This window comes from Pseudomonas ulcerans (genome assembly GCF_036324125.1).
Lineage (GTDB): Bacteria > Pseudomonadota > Gammaproteobacteria > Pseudomonadales > Pseudomonadaceae > Aquipseudomonas > Aquipseudomonas ulcerans.
The window spans coordinates 59,223-81,315 of record NZ_JAZDQN010000028.1; the positions used below are offsets into that span (position 1 = coordinate 59,223).

20 protein-coding genes are annotated in these 22,093 nt (G+C 67.0%); 8 read left to right on the forward strand and 12 right to left on the reverse strand.

The annotated features are described in order from the left end of the window. Positions 1 to 89 precede the first annotated feature (89 nt). The 3 genes from V0R59_RS21990 to dsdC all read left to right on the forward strand — a co-directional run bounded on the left by V0R59_RS21990 (position 90) and on the right by dsdC (position 3,170). Positions 90 to 782, forward strand: coding sequence for a GNAT family N-acetyltransferase (locus V0R59_RS21990; RefSeq protein WP_330076542.1), 693 nt, complete (start codon positions 90 to 92; stop codon positions 780 to 782). A 106-nt stretch (positions 783 to 888) separates the two neighbouring features. After that, entirely contained in the window at positions 889 to 2,226 is a 1,338-nt protein-coding gene (gene dsdA, locus V0R59_RS21995; RefSeq protein WP_330076541.1) for a D-serine ammonia-lyase, read from the forward strand. Then, on the forward strand, positions 2,226 to 3,170 hold the full coding sequence (gene dsdC / locus V0R59_RS22000; RefSeq protein WP_330076540.1) for a DNA-binding transcriptional regulator DsdC: 945 nt from the start codon (positions 2,226 to 2,228) through the stop codon (positions 3,168 to 3,170). Before dsdA ends, dsdC begins: the two co-directional genes overlap by 1 nt. A gap of 20 nt (positions 3,171 to 3,190) precedes the next feature. Here the strand turns inward: dsdC and V0R59_RS22005 are convergent, their stop codons facing one another. The 3 genes from V0R59_RS22005 to V0R59_RS22015 all read right to left on the reverse strand — a co-directional run bounded on the left by V0R59_RS22005 (position 3,191) and on the right by V0R59_RS22015 (position 6,242). After that, positions 3,191 to 4,228 (reverse strand): NADP(H)-dependent aldo-keto reductase, encoded by a 1,038-nt coding sequence (locus V0R59_RS22005; RefSeq protein WP_330076539.1) that lies wholly within the window; start codon positions 4,226 to 4,228, stop codon positions 3,191 to 3,193. A gap of 76 nt (positions 4,229 to 4,304) precedes the next feature. Then, positions 4,305 to 5,261, reverse strand: coding sequence for an aliphatic sulfonate ABC transporter substrate-binding protein (locus V0R59_RS22010; protein WP_330076538.1), 957 nt, complete (start codon positions 5,259 to 5,261; stop codon positions 4,305 to 4,307). 15 nt (positions 5,262 to 5,276) lie between these two features. Continuing rightward, entirely contained in the window at positions 5,277 to 6,242 is a 966-nt protein-coding gene (locus V0R59_RS22015; RefSeq protein ID WP_330076537.1) for an ABC transporter substrate-binding protein, read from the reverse strand. Positions 6,243 to 6,541: 299 nt separating this feature from the next. On the opposite strand from V0R59_RS22015, the gene V0R59_RS22020 reads away from it, so the two are divergent. The 4 genes from V0R59_RS22020 (at position 6,542) to V0R59_RS22035 (ending at position 11,735) form a co-directional block, all read left to right on the forward strand. Beyond that, positions 6,542 to 7,732 (forward strand): acyl-CoA dehydrogenase family protein, encoded by a 1,191-nt coding sequence (locus V0R59_RS22020; RefSeq protein ID WP_330076536.1) that lies wholly within the window; start codon positions 6,542 to 6,544, stop codon positions 7,730 to 7,732. Further along, positions 7,729 to 8,673, forward strand: coding sequence for a D-isomer specific 2-hydroxyacid dehydrogenase family protein (locus V0R59_RS22025; protein WP_330076535.1), 945 nt, complete (start codon positions 7,729 to 7,731; stop codon positions 8,671 to 8,673). The genes V0R59_RS22020 and V0R59_RS22025 overlap by 4 nt, the downstream gene beginning before the upstream one ends. A 29-nt stretch (positions 8,674 to 8,702) precedes the next feature. Continuing rightward, the gene (locus tag V0R59_RS22030) at positions 8,703 to 9,503 is read left to right on the forward strand and encodes a class II aldolase/adducin family protein (RefSeq protein ID WP_330076534.1); all 801 of its coding nucleotides are present in this window, start codon (positions 8,703 to 8,705) and stop codon (positions 9,501 to 9,503) included. Positions 9,504 to 9,587: 84 nt separating this feature from the next. Beyond that, positions 9,588 to 11,735, forward strand: a complete 2,148-nt coding sequence (locus V0R59_RS22035) for a TonB-dependent receptor (protein ID WP_330076533.1) — start codon at positions 9,588 to 9,590, stop codon at positions 11,733 to 11,735. Between the two features lie 36 nt (positions 11,736 to 11,771). Here the strand turns inward: V0R59_RS22035 and V0R59_RS22040 are convergent, their stop codons facing one another. From V0R59_RS22040 to V0R59_RS22060, 5 genes are all read right to left on the reverse strand, one after another. Beyond that, positions 11,772 to 11,963 (reverse strand): co-regulatory protein PtrA N-terminal domain-containing protein, encoded by a 192-nt coding sequence (locus V0R59_RS22040; RefSeq protein ID WP_330076532.1) that lies wholly within the window; start codon positions 11,961 to 11,963, stop codon positions 11,772 to 11,774. Between the two features lie 260 nt (positions 11,964 to 12,223). Further along, complete coding sequence (locus tag V0R59_RS22045; protein WP_330076531.1) at positions 12,224 to 13,342, reverse strand: agmatine deiminase family protein; 1,119 nt, start codon at positions 13,340 to 13,342, stop codon at positions 12,224 to 12,226. A 16-nt stretch (positions 13,343 to 13,358) separates the two neighbouring features. Then, positions 13,359 to 14,453, reverse strand: a complete 1,095-nt coding sequence (locus V0R59_RS22050; RefSeq protein WP_330076530.1) for an extracellular solute-binding protein — start codon at positions 14,451 to 14,453, stop codon at positions 13,359 to 13,361. Position 14,454: 1 nt separating this feature from the next. Next, positions 14,455 to 15,363: an N-carbamoylputrescine amidase gene (gene aguB / locus V0R59_RS22055; RefSeq protein WP_330076529.1), complete on the reverse strand. Its 909-nt coding sequence runs from the start codon at positions 15,361 to 15,363 to the stop codon at positions 14,455 to 14,457. Positions 15,364 to 15,368: 5 nt separating this feature from the next. Next, positions 15,369 to 16,421 carry an agmatine deiminase family protein gene (locus tag V0R59_RS22060; RefSeq protein ID WP_330076528.1) on the reverse strand — a complete coding sequence of 351 codons (1,053 nt, stop codon included), beginning with the start codon at positions 16,419 to 16,421 and terminating at the stop codon, positions 15,369 to 15,371. 135 nt (positions 16,422 to 16,556) lie between these two features. On the opposite strand from V0R59_RS22060, the gene V0R59_RS22065 reads away from it, so the two are divergent. Next, on the forward strand, positions 16,557 to 17,417 hold the full coding sequence (locus V0R59_RS22065) for a LysR substrate-binding domain-containing protein (RefSeq protein ID WP_330076527.1): 861 nt from the start codon (positions 16,557 to 16,559) through the stop codon (positions 17,415 to 17,417). Here the strand turns inward: V0R59_RS22065 and V0R59_RS22070 are convergent. The 4 genes from V0R59_RS22070 to V0R59_RS22085 all read right to left on the reverse strand — a co-directional run bounded on the left by V0R59_RS22070 (position 17,411) and on the right by V0R59_RS22085 (position 22,093). Further along, positions 17,411 to 18,133 (reverse strand): CPBP family intramembrane glutamic endopeptidase, encoded by a 723-nt coding sequence (locus V0R59_RS22070; RefSeq protein ID WP_330076526.1) that lies wholly within the window; start codon positions 18,131 to 18,133, stop codon positions 17,411 to 17,413. The genes V0R59_RS22065 and V0R59_RS22070 overlap by 7 nt on opposite strands. Before the next feature lie 239 nt (positions 18,134 to 18,372). Beyond that, on the reverse strand, positions 18,373 to 20,052 hold the full coding sequence (locus V0R59_RS22075; RefSeq protein WP_330076525.1) for an FAD-dependent oxidoreductase: 1,680 nt from the start codon (positions 20,050 to 20,052) through the stop codon (positions 18,373 to 18,375). After that, positions 20,049 to 20,369 (reverse strand): NIPSNAP family protein, encoded by a 321-nt coding sequence (locus tag V0R59_RS22080; protein ID WP_330076524.1) that lies wholly within the window; start codon positions 20,367 to 20,369, stop codon positions 20,049 to 20,051. Before V0R59_RS22080 ends, V0R59_RS22075 begins: the two co-directional genes overlap by 4 nt. A 2-nt stretch (positions 20,370 to 20,371) precedes the next feature. After that, complete coding sequence (locus V0R59_RS22085) at positions 20,372 to 22,093, reverse strand: FAD-dependent oxidoreductase (protein ID WP_330076523.1); 1,722 nt, start codon at positions 22,091 to 22,093, stop codon at positions 20,372 to 20,374.

The following is a 22,093-nucleotide window of genomic DNA, read 5'->3' on the forward strand; positions in this document are numbered from 1 at the left end:
AGGCGATGGCATTTTGACGGGGTGGCAAATTGCTGCGCTATACATGAAAAAAAGTTCATTTTCTTGACGCAACCTGCCCCGGAGGCCCTATGCGCGCACTGCCCACTCTCATCGCCAGAATCCGCCGCAAAGGACTGCGCCGCACCTTCGTCACCCTGTGGCAGCGTCATGTGTTCTTCCACTGGGAGCTGTTGTGGATGGAACGTGACCTGGTCACCCCGGTGGGTCCGCACACCCTCAAGGAGCATCCGCCGGTGCGCCTGGTGACCATCACCGAAGCCAACGCCAGCGCCTTCGCCCGGCATTTCGGCGATCGGGTCGAGACCATGCGCGAGCTGGCCCGCGAAGGCCATGTCGGGCACATGTACCTGGACGAGGCCGGCGATGCCGTCGCCTTCATCTGGGCCAGTACCCGGGACTATCACGACCGGCATTACTACGGCTGCACCTTCCCCGTGGCGGCCGGGGATTTCTTCGAGTTTGGCGGGGAGATGATCCCGGCCTACTTCGGCAGCCGGCTTTCGGTGGATGCCCAGGTCAACCTGTGGAACACCATGACCGGTTATGGCTGCACCCGGGTGGTGGACGTGGTGGAGACGCACAACGTCCCCGCGCTGAAGCTGCACCTGCGCATGGGCTATCACGAGCAGGGCCGCGTGGTGCATGTGTATGGGCTGTTCGGGCGCTGGAAGCTGTTTCGCGAAAGTCGCTACCAAGGCTCGCGGGTGGCCCCGCTGTGCAAGCCACGGGTGGCGGCGGTGGCCAAGGTCGAAATGGCCTGACAGGTGAAATGAGGTCACCTGTGGCGGGTCGATGATCGCTTGCCAAGGGCTCCGGGGTTGGCTTTGATGACGTCATCGAACCCAACCCACAACCGCCGGAGCCCCCATGATCGCGGGAAAAGACATCCAGACCTGGTGCACCACCCACCCCGTCATCGCCGAACTGGTCGCCCTGGACGAAACCACCTGGTTCAACCCCAACACCGCTCCGGTCGCCGAGGCCCTGCGCGACGTGCCCCTGACCCGCGCCGACATGGATGACGCCAGCGCACGCCTGCAGCGCTTCGCCGCCTTCATCCAGTCCGCCTTCCCGCAGACCCGCGACAGCGGCGGCATCATCGAGTCCCCCCTGCAACCCCTGCCCGCCTTGCAGCGCGAACTGGGCCTCGGCCCCGGCCAGCTGTGGCTGAAAGCCGACCATGCCCTGCCCATCTCCGGCTCGATCAAGGCCCGTGGCGGCATCTATGAGGTGCTTGCCCATGCCGAGCGCCTGGCCCTGGAATCCGGCCTGCTGCAACCCGGCGACAGCTACGCAACGCTCGACAGCGACACGGCCCGCGCCTTCTTCGGCCAGTACCGCATCGCCGTCGGCTCCACCGGCAACCTCGGCCTGTCCATCGGCATCATCAGCGCGCGCCTGGGTTTCCAGGCCACGGTGCACATGTCCGCCGACGCCCGCCAGTGGAAGAAGGACAAGTTGCGCGCCCACGGCGTGACGGTGGTCGAGTACCCCACCGACTACAGCGTCGCCGTCGCCGAAGGCCGGCGCCAGGCCGAGGGCGATCCGTTCTGCCACTTCGTCGACGACGAGAATTCCCGCCAGCTGTTCCTCGGCTACGCCGTCGCCGCCCTGCGCCTGCAAGGCCAGTTGCAACAGGCCGGGATCCGCGTGGACGCCGAACACCCGCTGTTCGTCTACCTGCCCTGCGGCGTCGGCGGTGGCCCAGGCGGCGTGGCCTTCGGCCTCAAGCAGGTGTTCGGCGACGCCGTGCATTGCCTCTTCGCCGAGCCGACCCATTCGCCGTGCATGCTGCTCGGCGTGTACACCGGCCTGCACGAGGACGTATCGGTCTACGACTTCGGCATCGACAACGCCACCGCCGCCGACGGCCTCGCCGTGGGCCGGCCTTCGGGCTTCGTCGGGCGGACCATGCAGCGCCTGATCGATGGCTACTACACGGTCAGCGACGACAATCTCTATCGCTTGCTGGCCCGGATGGAGGCCAGCGAAGGCTTGCGCCTGGAGCCCTCGGCCCTGGCCGGCGTGCCGGGGATGCAGCGGGTCCTGGAGGAAACCCAGGGCTATCGCCAGCGCCTCGGCCTCGACCCGCAGCACATGGCCAATGCCACCCACCTGGTCTGGGCCACCGGCGGCAGCATGGTGCCGGCCGCCGAGATGGACGCCTACCTGGCCACCGGCCGCGCCCTGGCGGACCCACGCTGATGCTCAATCTGCCGCCGTTGCTGGCCTCGCGCCTGGGCAGCAGCCAGTTCGCCAACCTGCACACTTTCCTGGTGGCAGCACGGCACCTGAGCTTCGCCCTTGCCGCCGAGGAGTTGTGCCTCACGCCCAGCGCGGTCAGCCACCGTATCGCGCGGCTTGAACAGGCGCTGTCGCTGCGCCTGTTCGAACGCCTGACCCGGCGCATCCGCCTGACTGCCGATGGCGAACGGATCTACAGCATCCTGCGCGACACCGTCGCCGCCCTCGACGACGCCCTGCGTCCGCAAGGCGCCGGTATCGCCGGCGCGGTGGTGCTGTATGCCCACCCGTCCATCGCCAGCGACTGGCTGGTGCCGCGACTGGCGGACTTCCACCAGCGCTATCCGGAAATCGCCCTCGACCTGCGAGTGGGCAACGAGCGCCTGGATTTTCGCAGCCACAGCATCGACCTGGCGCTGGTGTATGCCCATGGCGAGTATCCGGGGTTGGTGAATGAACGCCTGATGGATGAAGCGGCGACGCCGGTGTGCAGTCCGGCGTATGCCAAGCAATTCGCGCTGTTCGAGGCCCCGCGCAACCTGCGGCAGTGCACGCTGCTGCACGATGCCCTGGCCTGGGAACATGCGGCGTTCGATGCGGAGTGGCGGGAATGGGCGCGGCGTCACGGACTGGAAGATGTGTTGCCCGCGCGGCGAATGACCTTTGATCGTTCGGACCTGTGTGCCAGCGCGGCGGTGAATGGTGTCGGGATTGCGATGGGACGACGACGGCTGGTACGGCGCTATCTGGAGGCGGGAGCACTGGTGGCACCCTTTGGCGACTTCGCTGAACTCGGCGATTGTGCCTATTGGCTGGTCTATCCGCCGGAACGGGCGTTGTCGACGCAGGCAGGGGTGTTGCAGGAATGGTTGCGCGGGCAGGCAGAAACAGGAGGCCGCCCTTGAGGGCGGCCCCGGATTGCAGATCAAGGCGCCGGATTCGGCTGCTGCACATGGATCGCCTCGATCCCCTGCAGCAGTTCCTCGGTCAGCTTCACCTCCACGCTGGCGAGGTTGCTGTGCAACTGCTCCAGGGTGGTGGCGCCGATGATGTTGCTGGTGAGGAACGGCCGGCTGGTGACGTAGGCCAGCGCCAGTTGCGCCGGATCCACGCCATACTCGCGGGCCAGCGCCACGTAGGCGGCGGTCGCCCGCTCCACCTGCGGGTTGTTGTAGCGCTGGAAGCGGTCGAACAGGGTCAGGCGCCCTTTTTCCGGCTGGGCACCATTCAGGTACTTGCCCGACAGCACGCCGAAGGCCAGCGGCGAATACGCCAGCAAGCCAACGTTCTCGCGAATGGAAATCTCCGCCAGGCCCACCTCGTAGCTGCGGTTCAGCAGGCTATAGGGGTTCTGGATCGATACCGCCCGCGGCCAGCCGCGGGTCTCGGCCAGGTGCAGGAAGCGCGCCACGCCCCACGGGGTTTCGTTGGACAGGCCGATCTGGCGGATCTTGCCGGCCTTGACCAGGTCGTCCAGCACTTCGAGGGTGTCCTCGATGGCGGTGGCTTCATCGGCCGCGTCGTGGACATAGCCCAGCTGGCCGAAGAAGTTGGTCTGGCGATCCGGCCAGTGCAACTGGTACAGGTCGAGGTAGTCGGTCTGCAGGCGCTTGAGGCTGTCTTCAAGGGCCGCGGTGATATTGGCCCGGTCCAGCCGCGCATTGCCGCCACGGATGTGGTCGATGCGGTGCGGGCCGGCCACCTTGCTCGCCAGCACCCAGTCCTGGCGACCGCCGTGGCGGGCGAAGTAGTTGCCGATGATGCGCTCGGTCTCGCCATAGGTTTTCGCGATCGGCGGCACCGGGTACATCTCTGCGGTGTCGATGAAGTTGACCCCGGCCTCACGAGCCACCTGGATCTGTTCGAAGGCCTCGAACTCGCTGTTCTGCTCACCCCAGGTCATGGTGCCGAGGGCGATGGCGCTGACGGCGATGCCGCTGTTGCCCAGTTGACGCTTTTCCATGAATCACTCCTTGGTCGAAACGACGAGGGCCGCTGGCACCCCGAAAGGCATCAGCGGCCCGTATTCGGTTACGGCTTCAGCGCACGCCGGGCTGGAACAGCTCCACGGCACTGGCGTCGATCTTGCGCGGCAGCAGGCCCTGGGCGAAGAACACATCGGCGATCTGCTGCTGCTCGGCGAGGTTGTCGGCCCGCACCGGCTGCACATCATAACTGCGTCGGCCATTGGCTTGCTCGACCGTCGCCACGTCAAGGTTACCCCAAAGCGGCCCGAGCACCTTCGCCGCATCGCCCGGATTGGCCTTGATCCACTTGCCCGCCCCGCTCAGCGCGGTGAACAGGGTGTCGAGCACCTCCGGGTGAGCCTTGGCGTAGTCGCTGGACGCCAGGTAGTAGCGCTGGTAGTTGGACAGGCCCTGGCCATCGCTCAGCACTTTCGCGTGCTGCTGGCGCTGGGCACTGGCCACGAACGGGTCCCAGGTCACCCAGGCATCCACCTTGCGGTTCTCGAAGGCGGCGCGGCCATCCGCTGGAATCAGGTAGGCCGGCTGGATGTCGCTGAAGTTCAATCCGGCCTTGGCCAGCGCCTGGATCAGCAGGTAGTGGCTGCCGGCGGCCTTGGTCACCGCGACTTTCTTGCCCTTGAGGTCGGCAAGGCTCTTGAGCGGCGAATCGGCCGGCACGAGGATCGCCTGGGCCAGGGGCGATGGCGTCTCCCGGGCGAAGTAGGTCAGCCTGGCCCCGGCCGCCTGGGCGAACACCGGCACGGTATCGGCGACATCGGCGGATACGTCGACGTTGCCGAGGTTGAGCGCTTCGAGCAGCGGCAGGCCACTGGCGAACTCATGCCAGGTGACGTCGATGCCCTTGGCCTTGAGGTCTTTTTCCAGGTTGCCCTGGGCCTTGAGCAGGGTCAGCAGGGTCGAGGATTTCTGGTAGCCGATGCGCAGGGTTTCGGCGCTGGCGGTGCCGACGAGACTGGCGCCGATCACCACGGCAACGGCGAGCTTTTGCAAACGCTTGAAAGGAATCATGGGAAAAGCTCCGGATCAGGGGGTCTTGGTCAGTTGCGCGGCGCCCGGCAGGACGAAACCGCTGGCGAAGGTCGGCGCCACGTCGAGGCGCCCGGCGATCAGGCCGTGGGCCTGGTAGAAGTCGGCGGTGTCCTGCTGTTCGGCGATGGTCTGGGCGTCCACCGCCTGCCAGCGCAGTTGCCGGCGCTCGAACTGCAGGCGCGCCGCCTCCACCGGGAAGCCGATGATCTGCGCCAGGGTTCTGGAATAGCTGTCGAGGTTGCGGTTGGCCCAGTCCTGGGCTTTCGCCAGGCGGCTCAGGTAGTCCTGCAGGGCTTCACGCCGGGACGGATCGGCCAGGGCCTTGTCGGTGGCGGCGAGGAAGCTGTTGCCGCTGGACAGCCCGCGGCCATTGACCAGCACCCGCCCCTGCCCGCTCAACTCGGCCAGCGCGGTGTAGGGTTCCCAGGTGGCCCAGGCGTCCACCGAACCATTGGCCAGGGCGACCTTGGCATCCACCGGGCCGAGGAAGCGGAATTCCACGTCCTTCTCGCTGAGGCCGGCACTGACCAGGGCCTTGAGCGCCACGTAGTGGCCGATGGAACCGCGCCCGGTAGCGATGCGCTTGCCCTTCAGGTCAGCCGCACTCTTCAACGGCGACGACGGCTGCACCAGCACCGCGGTGCCATAGGCATCGGACTTGTCCACGGCAATGGCCTTGACCTGCGCCCCCGAGGCCAGGGCGAACAGCAGCGGTGCATCGCCGATGATCCCGGCGTCGATGGCGCCGGCATTCAAGGCTTCGGCCAGTGGCGCGGCGGCGGGAAACTCGGCCCAGCGGATGTCATAAGGCAGGTCGCGCAGGGCATCGGCCGCTTCCAGCTGGGCGCGCATGTTGCCTTTCTGGTCGCCGATGCGCAGTTCGACACGTTCTGCGGCGAAGGCCGGGCTCGCCAGCAGCAAGGCGGCACCGAGGGCCAGGATTCGGGTGAAGGGGATCATCGCGACGCTCCTCAAGGCTGGAGGCCAGCCTGTTGTCAGGTTCCGGGTTCCATCCGCGGCGTGGCGAATGTGAAGTGGACTCTAACGGCTCGCCGATAATCAGTGAAATGCATTTTGGTCATAACCTAATATGCGAACAATTTTTCATTCCAGCCATTAGCTTAGAACCAGAAAGAATTTTACAGCGACGATTACCACGCATACGGTCATAAGCCCCGCCGGCAGGGATTCGCTAGCCAGGGCGGGCGAACGGCGTCCGCCAACGGGCGTCCCCCAGCGTCTTATGCGATGAGTGCCCGATGAGCCAGTCTTCCGCCGCTGTCCCCCTGCACCGGCCGCCCGTGCCGGACAGCCCTTCTTCCGACCTGGATTCGGTTCTTGCCGGGATCACCCGTGAGCTGGCGGCCAGCGCCGCCGGCTTCGACCGCAGCGGAGCCTTTCCCGCCGCCAACTTCGAACTGCTGCAGCGCCACGGCATTCCCGCGCTGACCGTACCCAAGGCGCTCGGCGGTGGCGGTGCCGACCTGCCCACCGCACGAAAGGTCATCAGCGCGGTGGCCAAGGGCGAGCCCTCCACCGCGCTGATCCTGGTGATGCAATACCTCCAGCATTTCCGCCTGCAGGACGATCTGCGCTGGCCGCCGCACCTGCGCGAACGCCTGGCCCGCGAGGCCGTCGAGCATGGCGCGCTGATCAACGCCTTCCGCGTCGAGCCGGAACTGGGCACCCCGGCCCGCGGCGGCCTGCCGGCCACCGTCGCCCGGCGTACCGCCGACGGCTGGCGGCTGTCCGGGACCAAGCTCTACTCCACCGGCAGCCATGGCCTGGAGTGGTACCTGGTGTGGGGCCGCAGCGACGACGCCGACCCGCTGGTGGGCGGCTTCCTGGTGCACAAGGACAGCCCCGGCATCCGCATCGTCGATGAATGGGACCACCTGGGGATGCGCGCCACCTGCAGCCACCGGGTCGAGTTCGACAACGTGCTCCTGCCGCTGGACCACGCCGTGGCGGTCAGCCCGGCCAGCGCGCCGCGTCCGGAACTGGACGGCGAAAGCCTGGTGTGGATGGCGGTGCTGCTGTCGAGCATCTACGACGCCGTGGCCCAGGCCGCCCGCGACTGGCTGGTGAGCTTCCTGCGCGAGCGCGTGCCGTCCAACCTCGGCCAGCCGCTGGCCAGCCTGCCGCGCTTCCAGGAACGGGTCGGGCGCATCGACACCCTGCTCTTCGCCAACCGAAATCTGCTGGACTCCGCCGCCGTCGGCCTGGTGCCGGCAAGCAACGCCGGCCAGCTCAAGCAACTGGTGACGCAGAACGCCATCCACGCCGTCGAGCTGGCCATCGAGGCCACCGGCAATCCCGGCCTGTCGCGGCACAACCCGCTGGAGCGGCATTACCGCGACGTGCTCTGCAGCCGCATCCATACCCCGCAGGACGACGTGGTGTTCCACGGCAGCGGCCGTGCCGCCCTCGATACAGGAGTCGCCCAATGAGCACTATCAGCGTGATCGCCAGCCAGCTCGATCCCCAGGTCAACGAACTGCTGCGCCAGCGTCTCGGCGGACACCGGGTGATCGACCTGTCGCCGGAGCAGTTCAATGCCGAGCGCGCCGACGTGCTGATCGTGCGGCCGGTCAACGTGCGCGGGCGGCGGGTCGATGAAGCACCGCGCGGTTGGCCGTGGTCGCTGCGCTGGGTGCAACTGGTGTCGTCGGGCATCGATTTCTATCCGGACTGGCTGTTCCAGGGCCCGCCGGTGACCAGCGGCAAGGGCAGCAATGCCGAGCAGGTCGCCGAGTTCGCCCTGGCGGCGATCTTCTCGGCCGCCAAGCGCCTGCCGGATATCTGGGTCAAGGATGACGACTGGAGCTTCAGCACCCTGCAACCGGTACGCGGCAAGACCCTTGGCATCCTCGGCCTGGGCAGCATCGGCAAGAGCCTCGCGGCCAAGGCCGCGGCACTGGGCCTGCGGGTGATCGCCCTCGGCCGCCTCGGCCAGCCGCTGGAGGCCGGGGTGCCGGTAACGGCGGTAGCGGATATTCATCAGCTGTTCGCCGAGTCCGACCACCTCGTCCTGGCCGCCCCCCTGACCGCGCAGACCCGAGGCCTGATCGGCCGCGACGTGCTGGCCAGCGCCAAGCCCGGCCTGCACCTGATCAACATCGCCCGTGGCGGCCTGCTCGACCAGCAGGCGCTGCTGGAGGCACTGGATGCCGGCCTGATCGGCCGCGCCACCCTCGATGTCACCGAACCCGAGCCGCTGCCCGCCGGGCATCCGCTGTACAGCGATCCGCGGGTGTTCATCTCGCCGCACACCTGCGCCCTTTCCACCGAGGGGTTCCGCGGCTTCGCCGAGGACTTCGTCGACAACTTCCAGCGCTATCGCCAGGAGCAGCCGCTGCGCAACCTGGTGGACCACCAGCGCGGCTACTGACTTTTCACCGAATACCGAGGAGTACCGCAATGACTGCCGTATCCGTTCTGTCCGTGACCTCCGATCTTTCCAGCGTGCGCCAGCGGGTCAGCGCCGAAGAGTGGGAGGTGCGGGTCAAGCTCGCCGCCGCCTATCGCCTGGCCGCACTGTTCCGCTGGACCGACCATATCTACACGCATTTCTCGGCACGGGTGCCGGGGCCGGAAGAGCATTTCCTGATCAATGCCTTCGGCCTGCTGTTCGATGAAATCACCGCCTCCAACCTGGTCAAGGTGGATGTCGACGGCACCATCATCGACGACCCGCTGGGCCTGGGCATCAACCAGGCCGGCTACGTGATCCACAGCGCCATCCACCGCGCCCGCCCGGACCTCAAGGCGGTGTTGCACACCCATACCCGCGATGGTGCGGCGGTGTCGGCGCAGCGCGATGGCCTGCTGCCGTTGTCGCAGCATGCCCTGGCCTACTACAGCCGGGTGGCGTACCACACCTATGAAGGGGTGGCGCTGGACCTGGACGAACAGCAGCGCCTGGTCGCCCATCTGGGCGACAGCAATATCCTGATCCTGCGCAACCACGGGCTTTTGACCGGGGGCAGCAGCGTCGAGCACGCCTTCCGCGAACTGCACGGGCTGGAGCGTGCCTGCAATATCCAGATCGCGGCGCAGGCCGGGGGCAATGCCGACCTGCTGTTCGCGCCGGAGGCGGCGATCGAGAAGGTCAAGCAGCAGACGGCGGCGTTCATCTCCGGCGACAGCCCGGGCATCCAGCGGCATTGGGATGCGCTGATCCGCCAGCTGGATCGTGAGGGGGATGACTACAAGCACTGATCCCACACGGTCTCCGCCGCTCTGGAAAAAATCCACTAACCGACCCCACTCAGGGAGGAAATCCAAGAAAACCAGGAAGCCAACATGCCCAGACCCGCCTTGCGCCACGCACTACCCCCGCTGTTGCTGTCCCTCCCCCTGACCACCCTCGCCGCCGGCGAAACGCCCAAGGAAGAACGCCTGCCCAGCGTCACCGTCACCGCCGAGCACCGCCAGGAAGACCTGCAGAAAGCCCCGCTGGCCATCAGCGCCTTCGACGAGAACACCCTGCGCGACCAGCAGATCAACAACATCCGCGACCTCTCCGGCCGCGTGCCCAACCTCACCCTCAACCGCCAGTCGATCTCCTACAGCGCGCAGACCTACGGCATCCGCGGCATCGGCGAGACCGACCCGATCCAGGAAGCCGCCGTCGCGGTGTACGCCGATGACCTGTACATCCCCCGGGCGATTTCCTCGATGCTCGACTTCAACGACGTCGAGCGCGTCGAAGTCCTGCGCGGCCCGCAAGGCACCCTGTACGGACGCAACAGCGCCGCCGGAGCGATCCGCGTGATCACCCGCGACCCGGACCAGAAAACCCGCGCCTTCGTCGAACTCGGCGGCGGCAACTACGACGCCCGCAGTGGCCGCCTGCTGGTCAGCGGGCCGCTGGTGGACGACACCCTGTTCGCCAGCTTCTCGGCCCTGCGCCTGAGCCGCGACGGCACGGTGTACAACCGCACCCGCCACAAGGATGTGAACAACATCGATATCCAGTCCTACCGCGGCAAGCTGCGCCTGGCGCCGGTGGACTCGGCCTGGGACACGCAACTGACCCTGGCCGGGACCTTCGACCGCGGCGACACCACCAGCTACAGCCCCTTCGATCCGGCCAACGGCCATTTCGACAAGTTCAAGACCTACAGCAGCCTCGACCCGAAGAACCGCCTCGACCAGGGCAGCGCGGTGCTGCGCTCGATCTACCACTTCGACGACCAGCTCAGCTTCAAGTCGGTCACCGCCTGGTCGGCCTTCGACCAGCCGGTGGACTACGACAACTCGGGCGAAGCCAACGCCGGCAACGCCGCGCCGACGCAGAACAACCTGATCCACTACAAGCAGCGCTACGCCACCCAGGAGTTCCAGCTCAACGGCGACTACGAGCGCTTCAACTTCACCCTCGGCGCCTACCTGTACAAGGAGCGCTTCCGTGCCGAGCGCGACAGCCTCACCTATTCGGTGGCGGCGAACCGGGTCAATGCCAGCGGCCAGTACAGCACCACCGACACCGAGAGCTACGCGCTGTACGGCCAGGGCACCTACAAGCTGACCCCGCGCCTGTCGCTGACCGCCGGCCTGCGCTACACCGCCGAGCACAAGAACTTCGACTACCAGAACTACGCCATCACCACCGCGCGGGACATCACCGGCCTCAACTTCAGCGCCGAGACCAGCGAAAGCTGGGCCTCGTTCAGCCCCAAGCTGGGCCTGGAATATGCCTGGAGCGACGAACTGGTGCAGTACGGCTACGTGGCCAAGGGCTTCAAGGCCGGTGGCTTCGACAACCGCGCGCCGACCCGCCTCGCGGCCTTGCAGGGCTTCGATCCGGAGAACGTGATCACCTATGAAACCGGGCTCAAGGGCGACTACCTGGACGGCCGCCTGCGCAGCAACATCGCGGTGTTCTATAACGACTACAAGGACCTGCAGACCAACGCCTGGGATCCGGCGATCAGTGCCAACCTGCGCACCAACGTCGGCAGCGCCCACAGCTACGGGGTCGAGCTGGAAAACACCGCCCTGATCGGTCGCGACCTGACCCTGAGCGCCAACCTCGGCTACCTCGAAGCGCAGTACGACGACTTCAAGAACGCGGCCGGGCCGGGCGTGGATGCCGATGGCAACCGGATGGTCTTCGCCCCGCGCTGGAACCTGGCGCTGGGCCTGAACTGGACGGTGCCGGTGGATGTGCCGGGGGCACTGGTGGCGGGGACCGACTGGCAGTTCCAGACCAGGTCCTATGCCAATGCGGTGAACGGGGATATCTACGAGGTGCCGCAGCAGAGTTTCTGGAACGCCAACACCAGCTACAGCAGCGGCGACGGGCACTGGACCACCACCCTGGCGGTGAAGAACCTGCTGAACCGGGCGTACCCGCAGAGCATTGCCTATTCGGCGGCGAGCAGCACGGCGTATTACTCGGTGAACGATCCGCGGACCATCACCCTCAGCGTGCGTTATGACCTGTGAATGAAGCGGGGCCTGCATGGCAGGCCCCGTCGGGTATCAGGAGTCGCGCTTGTCGGCGCCCTGCTGCGGCTCGGCTTTCTTGTCGGCTACCGCCTGTTGCGGTGCCTCTTTTTGTGCCTGCTGGAATTGTGCGTGCCATTCGTTGACGCGGTCGCTGCCGCCTTCGGCGTGGGCCAGGACTGGCAGGGCGAAGAGGACGGACAGGGTTGCTGCTTTGAGAACGGACATGGAAATGAAACCTTTGCGTGGATAACGATGATCTGTTGCCCGCGCATTGTCCGAAGCCCTGATTAACCGGGAATTAAGTCCCGAGAGCGCGACGCGTACCCTGTGGGAGTCTGCCCAGCCTTTCTGGCTGCGCTGTCGAGCAGAGAACAGGTCCAAGAGCGACGCGTACCTTGTGGGAGCGGGTTTACCCGCGATTGCGATAGTGAATTCACCAACGTCATCGCGGGTAAACCCGCTCCCACAAGGTTACGCGTCGCTCTTCACACCCACGGCAACTGATGCGTCACACAGTGAATCCCCCCGCCCCCCGCCGCGATCGCATCGATATCCAGCGCCACCACCTCCCGCCCCGGATACAGCTTTTCCAGCAATTCCCGCGCCTTGCGATCCGCCTGGGCATCGCCGAACTGCGGCATGATCACCGCCCCGTTGATCACGAAGTAGTTGATATACCCCGCGGCAAAGTCCGGATTGCCCCGGTTGAACCGGCTCTTGCGCGGCTTCAGCGGCGGCGACAGCACATGCACCTGCAACCGCCGCCCATCGGCATCGGTGGCCTCCTGCAGGATCTCCAGGTGCTTGCGCGTCACCTCATGGTCATAGGACTCCGGATCGGTATCCAGGTTGGCCACCACCACCCCGGGACCGGCGAAGCGCGCGTAGAAATCCACGTGGGCATCGGTGATGTCCTTGCCGCGGATCCCCGGCAGCCAGATGATCTTGCGCAACCCCAGGCAGGCCTTCAGCTCCTCCTCCACCTGGGCCCGGGTCCAGCCGGGGTTGCGGTTGGCGTTGACCCAGCAGCTCTCGGTCATGATCCCGGTGCCATGCCCGTCCACCTCGATGCCACCGCCCTCGCCCACCAGCTCGCTGCGCAGGTAGCGCGCCCCGGTGTCGCGCGCCATGAACGCCGCGACCCGGGCATCCTTGCCGTGGCGCTGCTTGCCGCCCCAGCCGTTGAAGTTGAAGTCCAGCGCCGTCAGGCCGCCATCCTCGGTGGTGAGGAAGTTGGCGCCGATGTCGCGCATCCAGATATCGTCGAGTCCGGTCTCCAGGAAGCGCACATTGGCGCCGCCGCACAGCTCCTCGGCCAGTTCGCGCTCGTCGCTGCGACACAGCACGGTCACCGGCTGGAAGCGGGCGATGGCACGGGCGATACGGCCGAGGGCTTCCTGCACATCGCCGGTGAAGTCTTCCCAGATCGCCTCCTGGGCGCCAAAGGCGATCCAGGCATGGCGCTGGCGTTCGCCCTCGTCGGGCATGAACCAGTCGTCTTCCTCGGCGGCGAAGGCGCGCAAGGGATTCAGCCCGGCACTGGCGATCAGGCCCAGGCTGCTGGCGATGGAAAGGTGCCGGATGAACTGGCGGCGGGTCGGCATGATGATTTCACTCTTTCTAACTGGCGGTCTTGAACTTGGTCCAGGCACGCATTCGCGCGCGCATGGCCGATTGCGGGATGTCCTTGCCCGGGATCAGGCGCTGGAAGGCGCTTTCATCAGGGTAGATATCCGGGTTGTCGCGCATGCTCGGGTCGACCTGCGGTCGCGCTGGCGCGCTTGAGGTCGGGTAGCCGGTGAAGTTGCTGATGGCGGCCATGTTCTCCGGGCGCATGACGAAGTTGATGAAGGCATAGGCGTACTCGGGGTGCTTGGCGTCCACCGGGATCGCCATGTTGTCCATCCACACCGTGGTGCCCTCGCGAGGGATGCGGTACTGGAACTTCACCGGCCTGCCAGCAGCGTCGGCGGCGCGCTGGGCCTGGGTCATGTCGCCGCTGTAGCCGAGGGACAGGCACAGGTTGCCATTGACCAGGTCGGTGACCGGCTGCGACTGGAACTTGCGGATATACGGCCGCACCTTCATCAGCAGCTCGCTGGCCGCGGCCAGGTCCTCGGGCCGGGCACTGCGCGGCTCGCGGCCGAGGTAGTTGAGGACGACCGCCAGCACTTCGTCCGGCGAGTCGATCACCGAGATCCCGCAGTCGGCGAACTTCGCCGCCAGCTCCGGCTTGAACAGCAGGTCGAGGCTGTTGACCGGGGCATCCGGCATGCGCTTGCGGATCTGCTCGTCGTTGTAGGTCAGGCCGATGGTGCCCCAGGTGTAGGGCACGGTGGCCGCCGCCGAATGCGGGTAATGCTCGCGCAGTTTCTGCAGGCCCGGCTCGATATCCGCCAGCGCGGTGAGCTTCGACTGGTCGAGCTTTTGCAGGCTGCCGGCACGCATCAGGCGCTCGGCCACGGTGTCACCGGGGAAGATCAGGTCGTAGCCGCTGCCGGAGGTCATCAGTTTGGCCTCCAGCACCTCGCTGCCGTCCATCACGTCGTAGATCACCTTGATCCCGGTCTGCGCGGTGAACCGCGCCAGGGTGTCCTCGGCGAAATAGTCGGACCAGTTGTACAGGCGCAGGGTCTTGTCCTGTTCGTCGGCGTGGCTTGCGCCCTGGCTCAGGCACAACGCCAGGGCCAGGGTAGTCAGGGAACGTCGTTTCATCTCATGCCTCCCGGGCCGGACGCCAGATGCTGGTGGAACCGCCGTCCAGGCTCAACAGCGCGCCGTACATTTCCGGTCGGCGGTCGCGGAAGATGCCCCAGGTCAGGCGTTCGGCGCGCATCGCCGCAAGATCCAGGGTGCGCATCAGCACGCCCGGGGTCTGGCGGTCGGCTTCGGCGAGCAGCTTGCCCTTGTGGTCGCTGATGAACGACGAGCCGTAGAAGTCCATGTGCAACTCAGGATCGCCGGTCGCCACCTCGCGACCGATACGGTTGGCCGCCACCACCGGCAGCAGGTTGGCCGCGGCGTGGCCGCGCATGGTCATCTGCCAGTGGTCGCGGGAGTCGAAGTCGCTGGCGCCGGGCTCGGAACCGATGGCCGTGGGGAACAGCAGCACCTCGGCGCCCATCAGCGCCAGGCAGCGTGCGGTTTCCGGGAACCACTGGTCCCAGCAGATGCCGATGCCGAGGCGACCGAAGGCGGTGTCCCAGACCCGGAAGCCGGTATCGCCGGGGCTGAAGTACTCCTTCTCCTGGTAGCCGATGGCGTTGGGGATATGGGTCTTGCGATAGACACCGAGCAGGCGGCCATCGGCATCGGCGACGCTGAGGGAGTTGAAGTACGCGTTGCCGGCCTTCTCGTACCAGCTCAGCGGCAGCACCACGCCCAGTTCCCGGGCCAGCGCGGCGAAGCGCTGGAGGATCGGGCTGTGCCGGTACTCCTGGGCCAGGTCGAGGTGCTTGTGGTCCTGCTCGATGCAGAAATACGGGGTGGCGAACAGCTCCTGCAGCAGGATCACCTGGGCGCCCTGGGCGGCGGCATCGCGCACCAGTTGTTCGGCGCGGTCGAGGTTGTCGGCGAGGTTCCAGCTGCACGGCATCTGGGTGGTGGCGACGGTCAGGAAAGTCATGGCGATTACTCCTGTACCGGCCAGGCCGGCTGCTGCTGGGTGATGCAATGCACGCCGCCACCGCCATGGGCCAGGTGGTTGATGCGCACCGGCACCACTTCACGACCGGGGAAGGCCGCGGCCAGGACCCGCGCGGCCTCGTCGTCGGCCTCGATACCGTAGGCGGGCATGATGATCGCGCCGTTGGCGATGTAGAAGTTGGTGTACGAGGCACAGAACACCTCGGCCTCGGGGTCCACCGCAGCGCTGGCTTCGTACAGTTCGATCAGCTCGAAAGCCCGGCCGTGGGCATCGCGGGCCAGCTCCAGGGCGCGGCGGTTTTCCCGCACCACTTCAGCGTAGACCGAGCCCTGGTCACGGGTCGCATCCACCAGCAGCACGCCGGGACGGGCAAAGGCGCAGACGCCATCGACATGGCCGTCGGTCATGTCGCCGGTGACGTACTGCGGGTCGCCGGGCAGCCAGATGGTCTTGGTCACGCCGAGCAGGCGGGCGAAGATCTCTTCCGCCTCGGCCTTGTCCAGCCCGGGGTTGCGGTTGGGGTTGAGCAGCACCGATTCGGTGGTGATCAGGGTGCCTTGGCCATCGACATGGATGGCCCCGCCTTCGTTGGCCAGCCAGCTGCCGAAGCAGTCTGCGCCCAGGCGGTTGAGCACGCGCCGGGCCAGACCTTCGTCGAGGCCATGGGCCGACTTGCCACCCCAGGCATTGAAGCGCCAGCTGACCCCGGCCAGGCCATGTTGCGGATGGCAGACGAAGCTCGGGCCGGAATCGCGGCACCAGCTGTCGTCCACCGGCAGCTCGATCAGCTCGACATTGGCCCCGCACAGCTCGGCGGCAGCGGCGCGCGCGCCTGGGTGGACCACCAGCTTCACCGGCTCGAAGCGGGCGATGGCATTGACCACCCGGGCGAAGTCGGCCTGCACGTCTTCCAGGCGCACCGTCCAGGTGCTCTCCCAGAGGGCGCGGTTATGCGGCCAGACCATCCAGGTCGCCGCATGGGGCGCCCACTCCGCGAGCATCATCCAACCACTGCTTCGATCACCGTTGCACTGCATGTTCGATCCACCTTCAGTTAAGTATTTTTTATGCCTGAAATCCGCGACTGCGGAATGGATGTCATGCTATGACTCGGCTTCAAGCACGACAAACGATGGATTTAGCCGACAACAGATTAGCGAGACTTATCGATCATGCTGAAACACTGGCCACCCCTCAACGCCCTGCGCGGCTTCGAAGCCGCCGCCCGCCTGGGCAGCTTCCACAAGGCCGCCGAAGAACTGCACCTGACCCAATCAGCGATCAGCCAGCAGATCCGCAGCCTGGAGACCTTCCTCGAACAACCGCTGTTCTATCGCAGCGGGCGCAGCGTCAGCCTTACCGATGCGGGCCACGACCTGCACGCCACCACCCAGGCCATGCTCCAGCAACTGTCGGTGGGCATCCGCCGCCTCGACCAGTACCGCAAGCCCAACCAACTGGTGGTCAACACCACCCCGGCCTTTGCCCGGCACTGGCTGCTGCCGCGCCTTGGCGACTTCCACCGTCAGCACCCGGAGGTGGACCTGTGGCTGTTCACCACCTACGAGGTGCCGGACATGGCCAACCAGACCGTCGACCTGAGCCTGCGCGACGATCTCGAAGCCCAGGCCGAGTGCAGTTACCAGGTGCTGTTCGAGGACCGGCTCTACCCGGCCTGTCATCCCGACCTGCTGGAGCAGCCGGCCGGGCAGCGCACCACCTTGCATGGCGAACGAGAGATGGACTGGAGTCGCTGGTCGGTGCTCGGCGGCGAAGATGTCGGACAGCGCACCCACGGGCTGAACTTCTCCGATCCGGGTTTGCTGCTGGATGCGGCGTGCGAGGGGCATGGGGTGGCGCTGGTCAGCCAGCTGCTGGCGGCGCGGGCGCGGGAAAAGGGCCTGCTGTGCCCGTTGAGCGAGCGGCGGGTGGCAGGGCCGGAGTGGGGTTGCCTGGTGCATCAGGACAGCGAGAAGAGTCCGTTGACCCGGTCGTTCATGGAGTGGGTGCGCGAGGCGCTGGCGGCTCAGTAGGGAACCGCGATCAGCAGGATCGCCGTGCCATGGGTAGCGATGGCCGGGATCACCCCGTAGCGCATGCGGACCAGGGCGCAGGCCAGGCCTTCGACCAGGGTGAAGGCCAGCACCGGCCAGCCGGCCTGGGTCACGGTGCTGGCGAGGAAGACATGGCAGGCGGCGAAGGCCACGGCGCTGCCGAGGGCCGCGCGTAGCGGCGTGGCGTGTTGTTCCAGGTAGCCTTGAAGGAGGCCGCGAAAGAGCACTTCCTCCAGGGCGTTGCCGCCGTAGGCGAGCAGGAGCATGCCGGCCAGCCACAGGTTGAAACCGCTGAACCCGGTGCCCTGGTACAGGCGCAGGAGGATGCCGATGGCGCAGCCGGCCAGCAGGCCGAGCGCCAGGCCCGCCGGCAGGTTGCCCTTGCGCCAGAGGATCAGTGACCAGAGCCCAGGGGCTGCGGGGCGCAGCAAGGCGACCAAGCCCAGGGACATCAGGCCCAGCGCGGCCAGCACCAGCGGATTGTCCAGGAAGCCGATGCACACCTGCCCGTCCAGCGACCAGAGGCCGGTAGGGGTCATGGCGTCGCGGACCAGGACGAAGGCCAGCAGCAGGATCAGGATGCGCAGGCCGGGCTGGGTCTTCGGCGTGAGCAGGAACCACAGGGCACAGAGGACCAGGCCGGGGGTGATGTGCAGCAGGTAGCTGGCGAGAGAGGCGAGTCCTTCCTGGAGCATCGAGCGGGGTCCGTCCGTGGCTGGGGGAGCGAGTTTATCCGAGGTTTCGTGGTTGGTCTTCAGGGCGTCATCGCTGCATGGGTATCTACACATCTCTCTCAAGTCTGGCGCGGCACCTGTGGGAGCGGGTTCACCCGCGATTGCGGTATTGAATTCGCCGACGTAATCGCGGGTGAACCCGCTCCCACCGGGGCCGGTGCATGCAGTGCCTAAGGGAGCAACTGCCTTTGAGGGTTTTTTCAAACACCCCCTTCAGTCACGGCTCCAGCCAGCGCCAGCCCCGCCAAGTAACCGAAGGTCATCCCCGGCCCCAGGGTAATCCCGCCACTGGGGTAGTACCCGCCCATGATGCTGTTCATGTCGTTGCCCACCGCATGCAGCCCGGCAATCACCTGACCCTGCCGATCCAGCACCCGCGCCGCCTCATCGGTCCTCAGCCCGGCAAAGGTGCCCAGGCTCCCGGCCACCAGCCGCACTGCATACAGCTTTCCCTGCAACGCCCGCAGCGACGGATTCGGCGCGTTGGCCGGATCCCCCAGCGCGCGGTTGTACGCCGACTGGCCACGCCCGAAATCCGGGTCGTGCCCCACCCGTGCATGCTGATTGAAGCGCTCGATCGTCGCCGTCAGCCGCTGCGGATCGAGCCCGCAGCGCTGGGCCAGCTCCCGCGCATCACGTCCCTCGACCAGATACCCGCAACGCCGGTAATGACGGATCGGAAACGGCCACGGCTTGGCCCAGCCGATACCGAAGCGCCGCTGCGCCTGCCGATCGCAGATCATCCACGCGCAAGGCTCCTGCCCCGCCGGCGTGCGGGCGAACAGGTGGTTCATGAAGTCGTGATAACAGTCCGCCTCGTTGGTGAAGCGCCGCCCCTCGCCATCCACCGCGATGAACCCGGGCTTGCCACGGTCCACCAGATGGGGAAAACGCCCCGGCGGACCATTGCGCCTGGGCACCAGCGAGACCGGTGCCCAGGCGGCATCATGCGCCAGGTCCTCACCGAGAAAACCACCCGCCGCCTCCCCCAGGCGCAGTCCATCACCACTGTTGTCCAGCGGCGCAGCGCAGTGATGACGGTGACCAAGCCGATCGGCCAGGCGCTGCGGATCATGGGCAAAGCCCCCACAAGCCAGGACCACGCCCCGCCGGGCGATGACCTGCCGCCCACCGTCGAGCAGCGCCCCGCTCACCCGTTCCCCCTCCCGCAGCAGACGCACGACAGGGCTTGCGCTGAGCAACTGCACCTCAAGATCCAGCGCACTGCGCAACAGCCGCGCCACCAGAGCATTGCCATTGACCAGATGCATGCCCCGGCCATGACGCAGCAGGTCCCGGGCATGGCGCAACAAGCGCTTGCCCACATGCCAGGCAGACTTCGGCGAACGCCGCGCATTGAAGAACGCGGCCATGTCGGCACCACCGGCGATGCCCATGCCGAACAGGCTGACGATATCCAGCGGTGGCCGCAGTCGCTCGATCCACTCGCCCAGCTGGCGTCCATCGAACGGCTGGGCGCACAGCGAGCGCCCGCCCCTGGCCGAACCCTCGCCGTCGCGCATGTCCGGCATGCTGCTGCCGGAGTAGAACTGCACGGCCGTGTTGCGCTGGAAGAATTCGACCATCTCCGGTCCGCGTTGCAGATAGACCCGCTGCACCTCGCTCAAGGTGTCGCCGTGCACCTGCTCACGCAGATAGCGTTCCGGCGCGTCCTGCGCCTCGACCGCCCCTTCGGCGAGCGCCAGCGGATTGCGCGGCACCCACAGCCAGCCACCGGACCAGGCGCTGGTGCCGCCGAGCCAGCGACTTTTCTCCGCGACAATCACCTTGAGCCCGTGGCTGGCCGCGGTCACCGCCGCCGCCAGCCCCGAGGCGCCCGAGCCGATCACCAGCACATCGCACTCCATCACCTGGCTCATTTGAGCGGCGAGAAACCGGTGGGGCGCAGCAGCCGCGACTCCAGCCTGAGCACCGCCCCCAGCTCCTTGTTCTTGCGCCCGAACTCCGCCCAGCGCGGATCCGCCGCCATGCGGGCGCGGCGTGCGGTGCGGTCGTCGAGGCTTTCATAGGCCCAGATATGCACCACCTGGTTGGCCTCGCCGAACTCGGTGGTGAAGAAGCCCACCAGCTGGCCCAGGTGTTCGGTCTGCACCGCCAGCGCGTCACTCTGGTACAGCGCCAGCCAGTCGGCCATGCGGGTCGGGCTCAGGGTGTAGGTGCGCAGTTCGTAGTACATGGTCATTTCTCCAGGATCGTCGTGGGGAGGTGCGCCAGCCGCTCGGCGGCATGGCAGGCGGCGAGCCAGCCGAAGGTCAGGCCCGGGCCGAGGGTGATGCCGGGGCCGGGATAGGTGCCGGCCATCAGCGAGTTCATGTCGTTGCCGGCGGCATACAGGCCGGGAATCGGCGCGCCGTTGGCGTCCAGCACCCGCGCCTGGCCGTCGGTGGTAAGGCCGCGGGCCGAACCGAGGTCGCCGCTGTGCAGGCGGATCGCGTACCACGGCGCCTTGAGCAACGGCGCATTGCACGGGTCGGGCTGGTGCTCGGGGTCGCCCATGTAGCGGTTGTAGCTGTTGCCGCCCTTGCCGAAGCTGCGGTCGACGCCGTCGCGGGCATCGCGGTTGTAGTGCTCCAGGGTGCGCCGCAGGCCCTGGGGATCGACGCCGATCTGCGCCGCCAGTTGCTCGGCGCTGTCGGCGCGATGCAGGTAGCCGGCCTCGATCAAGGCGTCGTTGTTGACCGGCTTGGGCCGGGCCAGGCCGAGGCCGTATCGATTCAGCGCCTCGGCATCGCAGACCAGCCAGCACGGCGTACTGCCGGTGGCGAACATGCGCTGGACGAAGTGGTGGTAGGAGTCGGATTCGTTGACGAAGCGCTCGCCGGCCCGGTTGACCGCGATCACGCCGGGCTTGGCCCGGTCGGTGACCAGGTGGGGAAAGCGCTCGCGCTGGCCATTCTTGTGCAGCACCTCGGAAACCGGCGCCCAGAAGAAATTGGCGGCCAGTCCTTCGCCCAGTACGGCACCCGCCACCTGGGCCAGGCGCAGGCCATCGCCGGTGTTGCTGTCCGGCGACATGCTCAGGTGCGCGCTGCCGGTGTCCGGACGGTGCGCCGCCGCTTCGGGCGCGGCAGCGAAACCGCCGGTTGCGCAGATCACCCCGCCACGGGAACGCACCCGCTGCAGGCGACCACCGCGCTCGATGGTCGCGCCCACCACCGCGCCCTGCTCGACGATCAGCGCGTCGGTGCGGCTGTCCAGCCACAGGGTCAGGCCATGAGCGAAGGCCGTGGTGGCGAGCCGGGCGACCAGGGCATTGCCGGTGGTCAGCCGGGTTCCGCGCGGGTGGCCGAGGCGGTCGATGGCATAGCGTCCCATCAGTTTCAGGCAATGCAGCAGCGAGCGCGGCGAACGGCGAAAGCTGAGGAAGTGCTGGATATCCACGCGATTGACCATCATCCCGCCGAACAGCAGCATGCCCGCCGGCGGCATCTTCAGGTCCTTGAAGTGCGCGCCGAGGCGACGCCCGTCGTACTCCAGCATTTCCAGGGCGCGGCCGCGGTCGGTGGCGCCCTCCTGGTCCGGGTAGTAGTCCGGCGACAGCGGGCGCAGGGCGTATTTCAGCTCGGTATGGGTTTCCAGCCAGCGCAGCGCCTGATGGCCCTGCTCGATATAGGCGTCCACCAGTTCGGCGTTGTAGCCGGGGCCGATGGTCTTCTGCAGGTAGCGGCGCATGGCCTCGGGGCTGTCCTCGATGCCGGCGGCATGGGCCTGATCGGTGCCATGGACCCACACCGCGCCCCCGGAAATCGCCGAGGTGCCGCCGAACTGCGCGGCCTTTTCCACCAGCAGCACCCTGAGCCCCTTGCGCGTGGCGGTGGCTGCTGCGGCGAAGCCGGCAGCACCACTGCCGAGGACGATCAGGTCGAAGAACTCGTCCGTGATACGGGTAGCCGTGTTCAT

Coding starts and splice junctions, on each gene's coding strand:
- V0R59_RS22030 (WP_330076534.1), top strand. CDS start 8,703: ATGACTGCCGTATCCGTTCTGTCCGTGACCTCCGATCTTTCCAGCGTG.
- V0R59_RS22085 (WP_330076523.1), bottom strand. CDS start 22,093: ATGAACACGGCTACCCGTATCACGGACGAGTTCTTCGACCTGATCGTC.
- V0R59_RS21990 (WP_330076542.1), top strand. CDS start 90: ATGCGCGCACTGCCCACTCTCATCGCCAGAATCCGCCGCAAAGGACTG.
- V0R59_RS22020 (WP_330076536.1), top strand. CDS start 6,542: ATGAGCCAGTCTTCCGCCGCTGTCCCCCTGCACCGGCCGCCCGTGCCG.
- V0R59_RS22045 (WP_330076531.1), bottom strand. CDS start 13,342: ATGCCGACCCGCCGCCAGTTCATCCGGCACCTTTCCATCGCCAGCAGC.
- V0R59_RS22025 (WP_330076535.1), top strand. CDS start 7,729: ATGAGCACTATCAGCGTGATCGCCAGCCAGCTCGATCCCCAGGTCAAC.
- V0R59_RS22015 (WP_330076537.1), bottom strand. CDS start 6,242: ATGATCCCCTTCACCCGAATCCTGGCCCTCGGTGCCGCCTTGCTGCTG.
- dsdC (WP_330076540.1), top strand. CDS start 2,226: ATGCTCAATCTGCCGCCGTTGCTGGCCTCGCGCCTGGGCAGCAGCCAG.
- V0R59_RS22065 (WP_330076527.1), top strand. CDS start 16,557: ATGCTGAAACACTGGCCACCCCTCAACGCCCTGCGCGGCTTCGAAGCC.
- V0R59_RS22040 (WP_330076532.1), bottom strand. CDS start 11,963: ATGTCCGTTCTCAAAGCAGCAACCCTGTCCGTCCTCTTCGCCCTGCCA.
- V0R59_RS22010 (WP_330076538.1), bottom strand. CDS start 5,261: ATGATTCCTTTCAAGCGTTTGCAAAAGCTCGCCGTTGCCGTGGTGATC.
- V0R59_RS22075 (WP_330076525.1), bottom strand. CDS start 20,052: ATGAGCCAGGTGATGGAGTGCGATGTGCTGGTGATCGGCTCGGGCGCC.
- V0R59_RS22070 (WP_330076526.1), bottom strand. CDS start 18,133: ATGCTCCAGGAAGGACTCGCCTCTCTCGCCAGCTACCTGCTGCACATC.
- V0R59_RS22035 (WP_330076533.1), top strand. CDS start 9,588: ATGCCCAGACCCGCCTTGCGCCACGCACTACCCCCGCTGTTGCTGTCC.
- aguB (WP_330076529.1), bottom strand. CDS start 15,363: ATGACTTTCCTGACCGTCGCCACCACCCAGATGCCGTGCAGCTGGAAC.
- V0R59_RS22060 (WP_330076528.1), bottom strand. CDS start 16,421: ATGCAGTGCAACGGTGATCGAAGCAGTGGTTGGATGATGCTCGCGGAG.
- dsdA (WP_330076541.1), top strand. CDS start 889: ATGATCGCGGGAAAAGACATCCAGACCTGGTGCACCACCCACCCCGTC.
- V0R59_RS22005 (WP_330076539.1), bottom strand. CDS start 4,228: ATGGAAAAGCGTCAACTGGGCAACAGCGGCATCGCCGTCAGCGCCATC.
- V0R59_RS22080 (WP_330076524.1), bottom strand. CDS start 20,369: ATGTACTACGAACTGCGCACCTACACCCTGAGCCCGACCCGCATGGCC.
- V0R59_RS22050 (WP_330076530.1), bottom strand. CDS start 14,453: ATGAAACGACGTTCCCTGACTACCCTGGCCCTGGCGTTGTGCCTGAGC.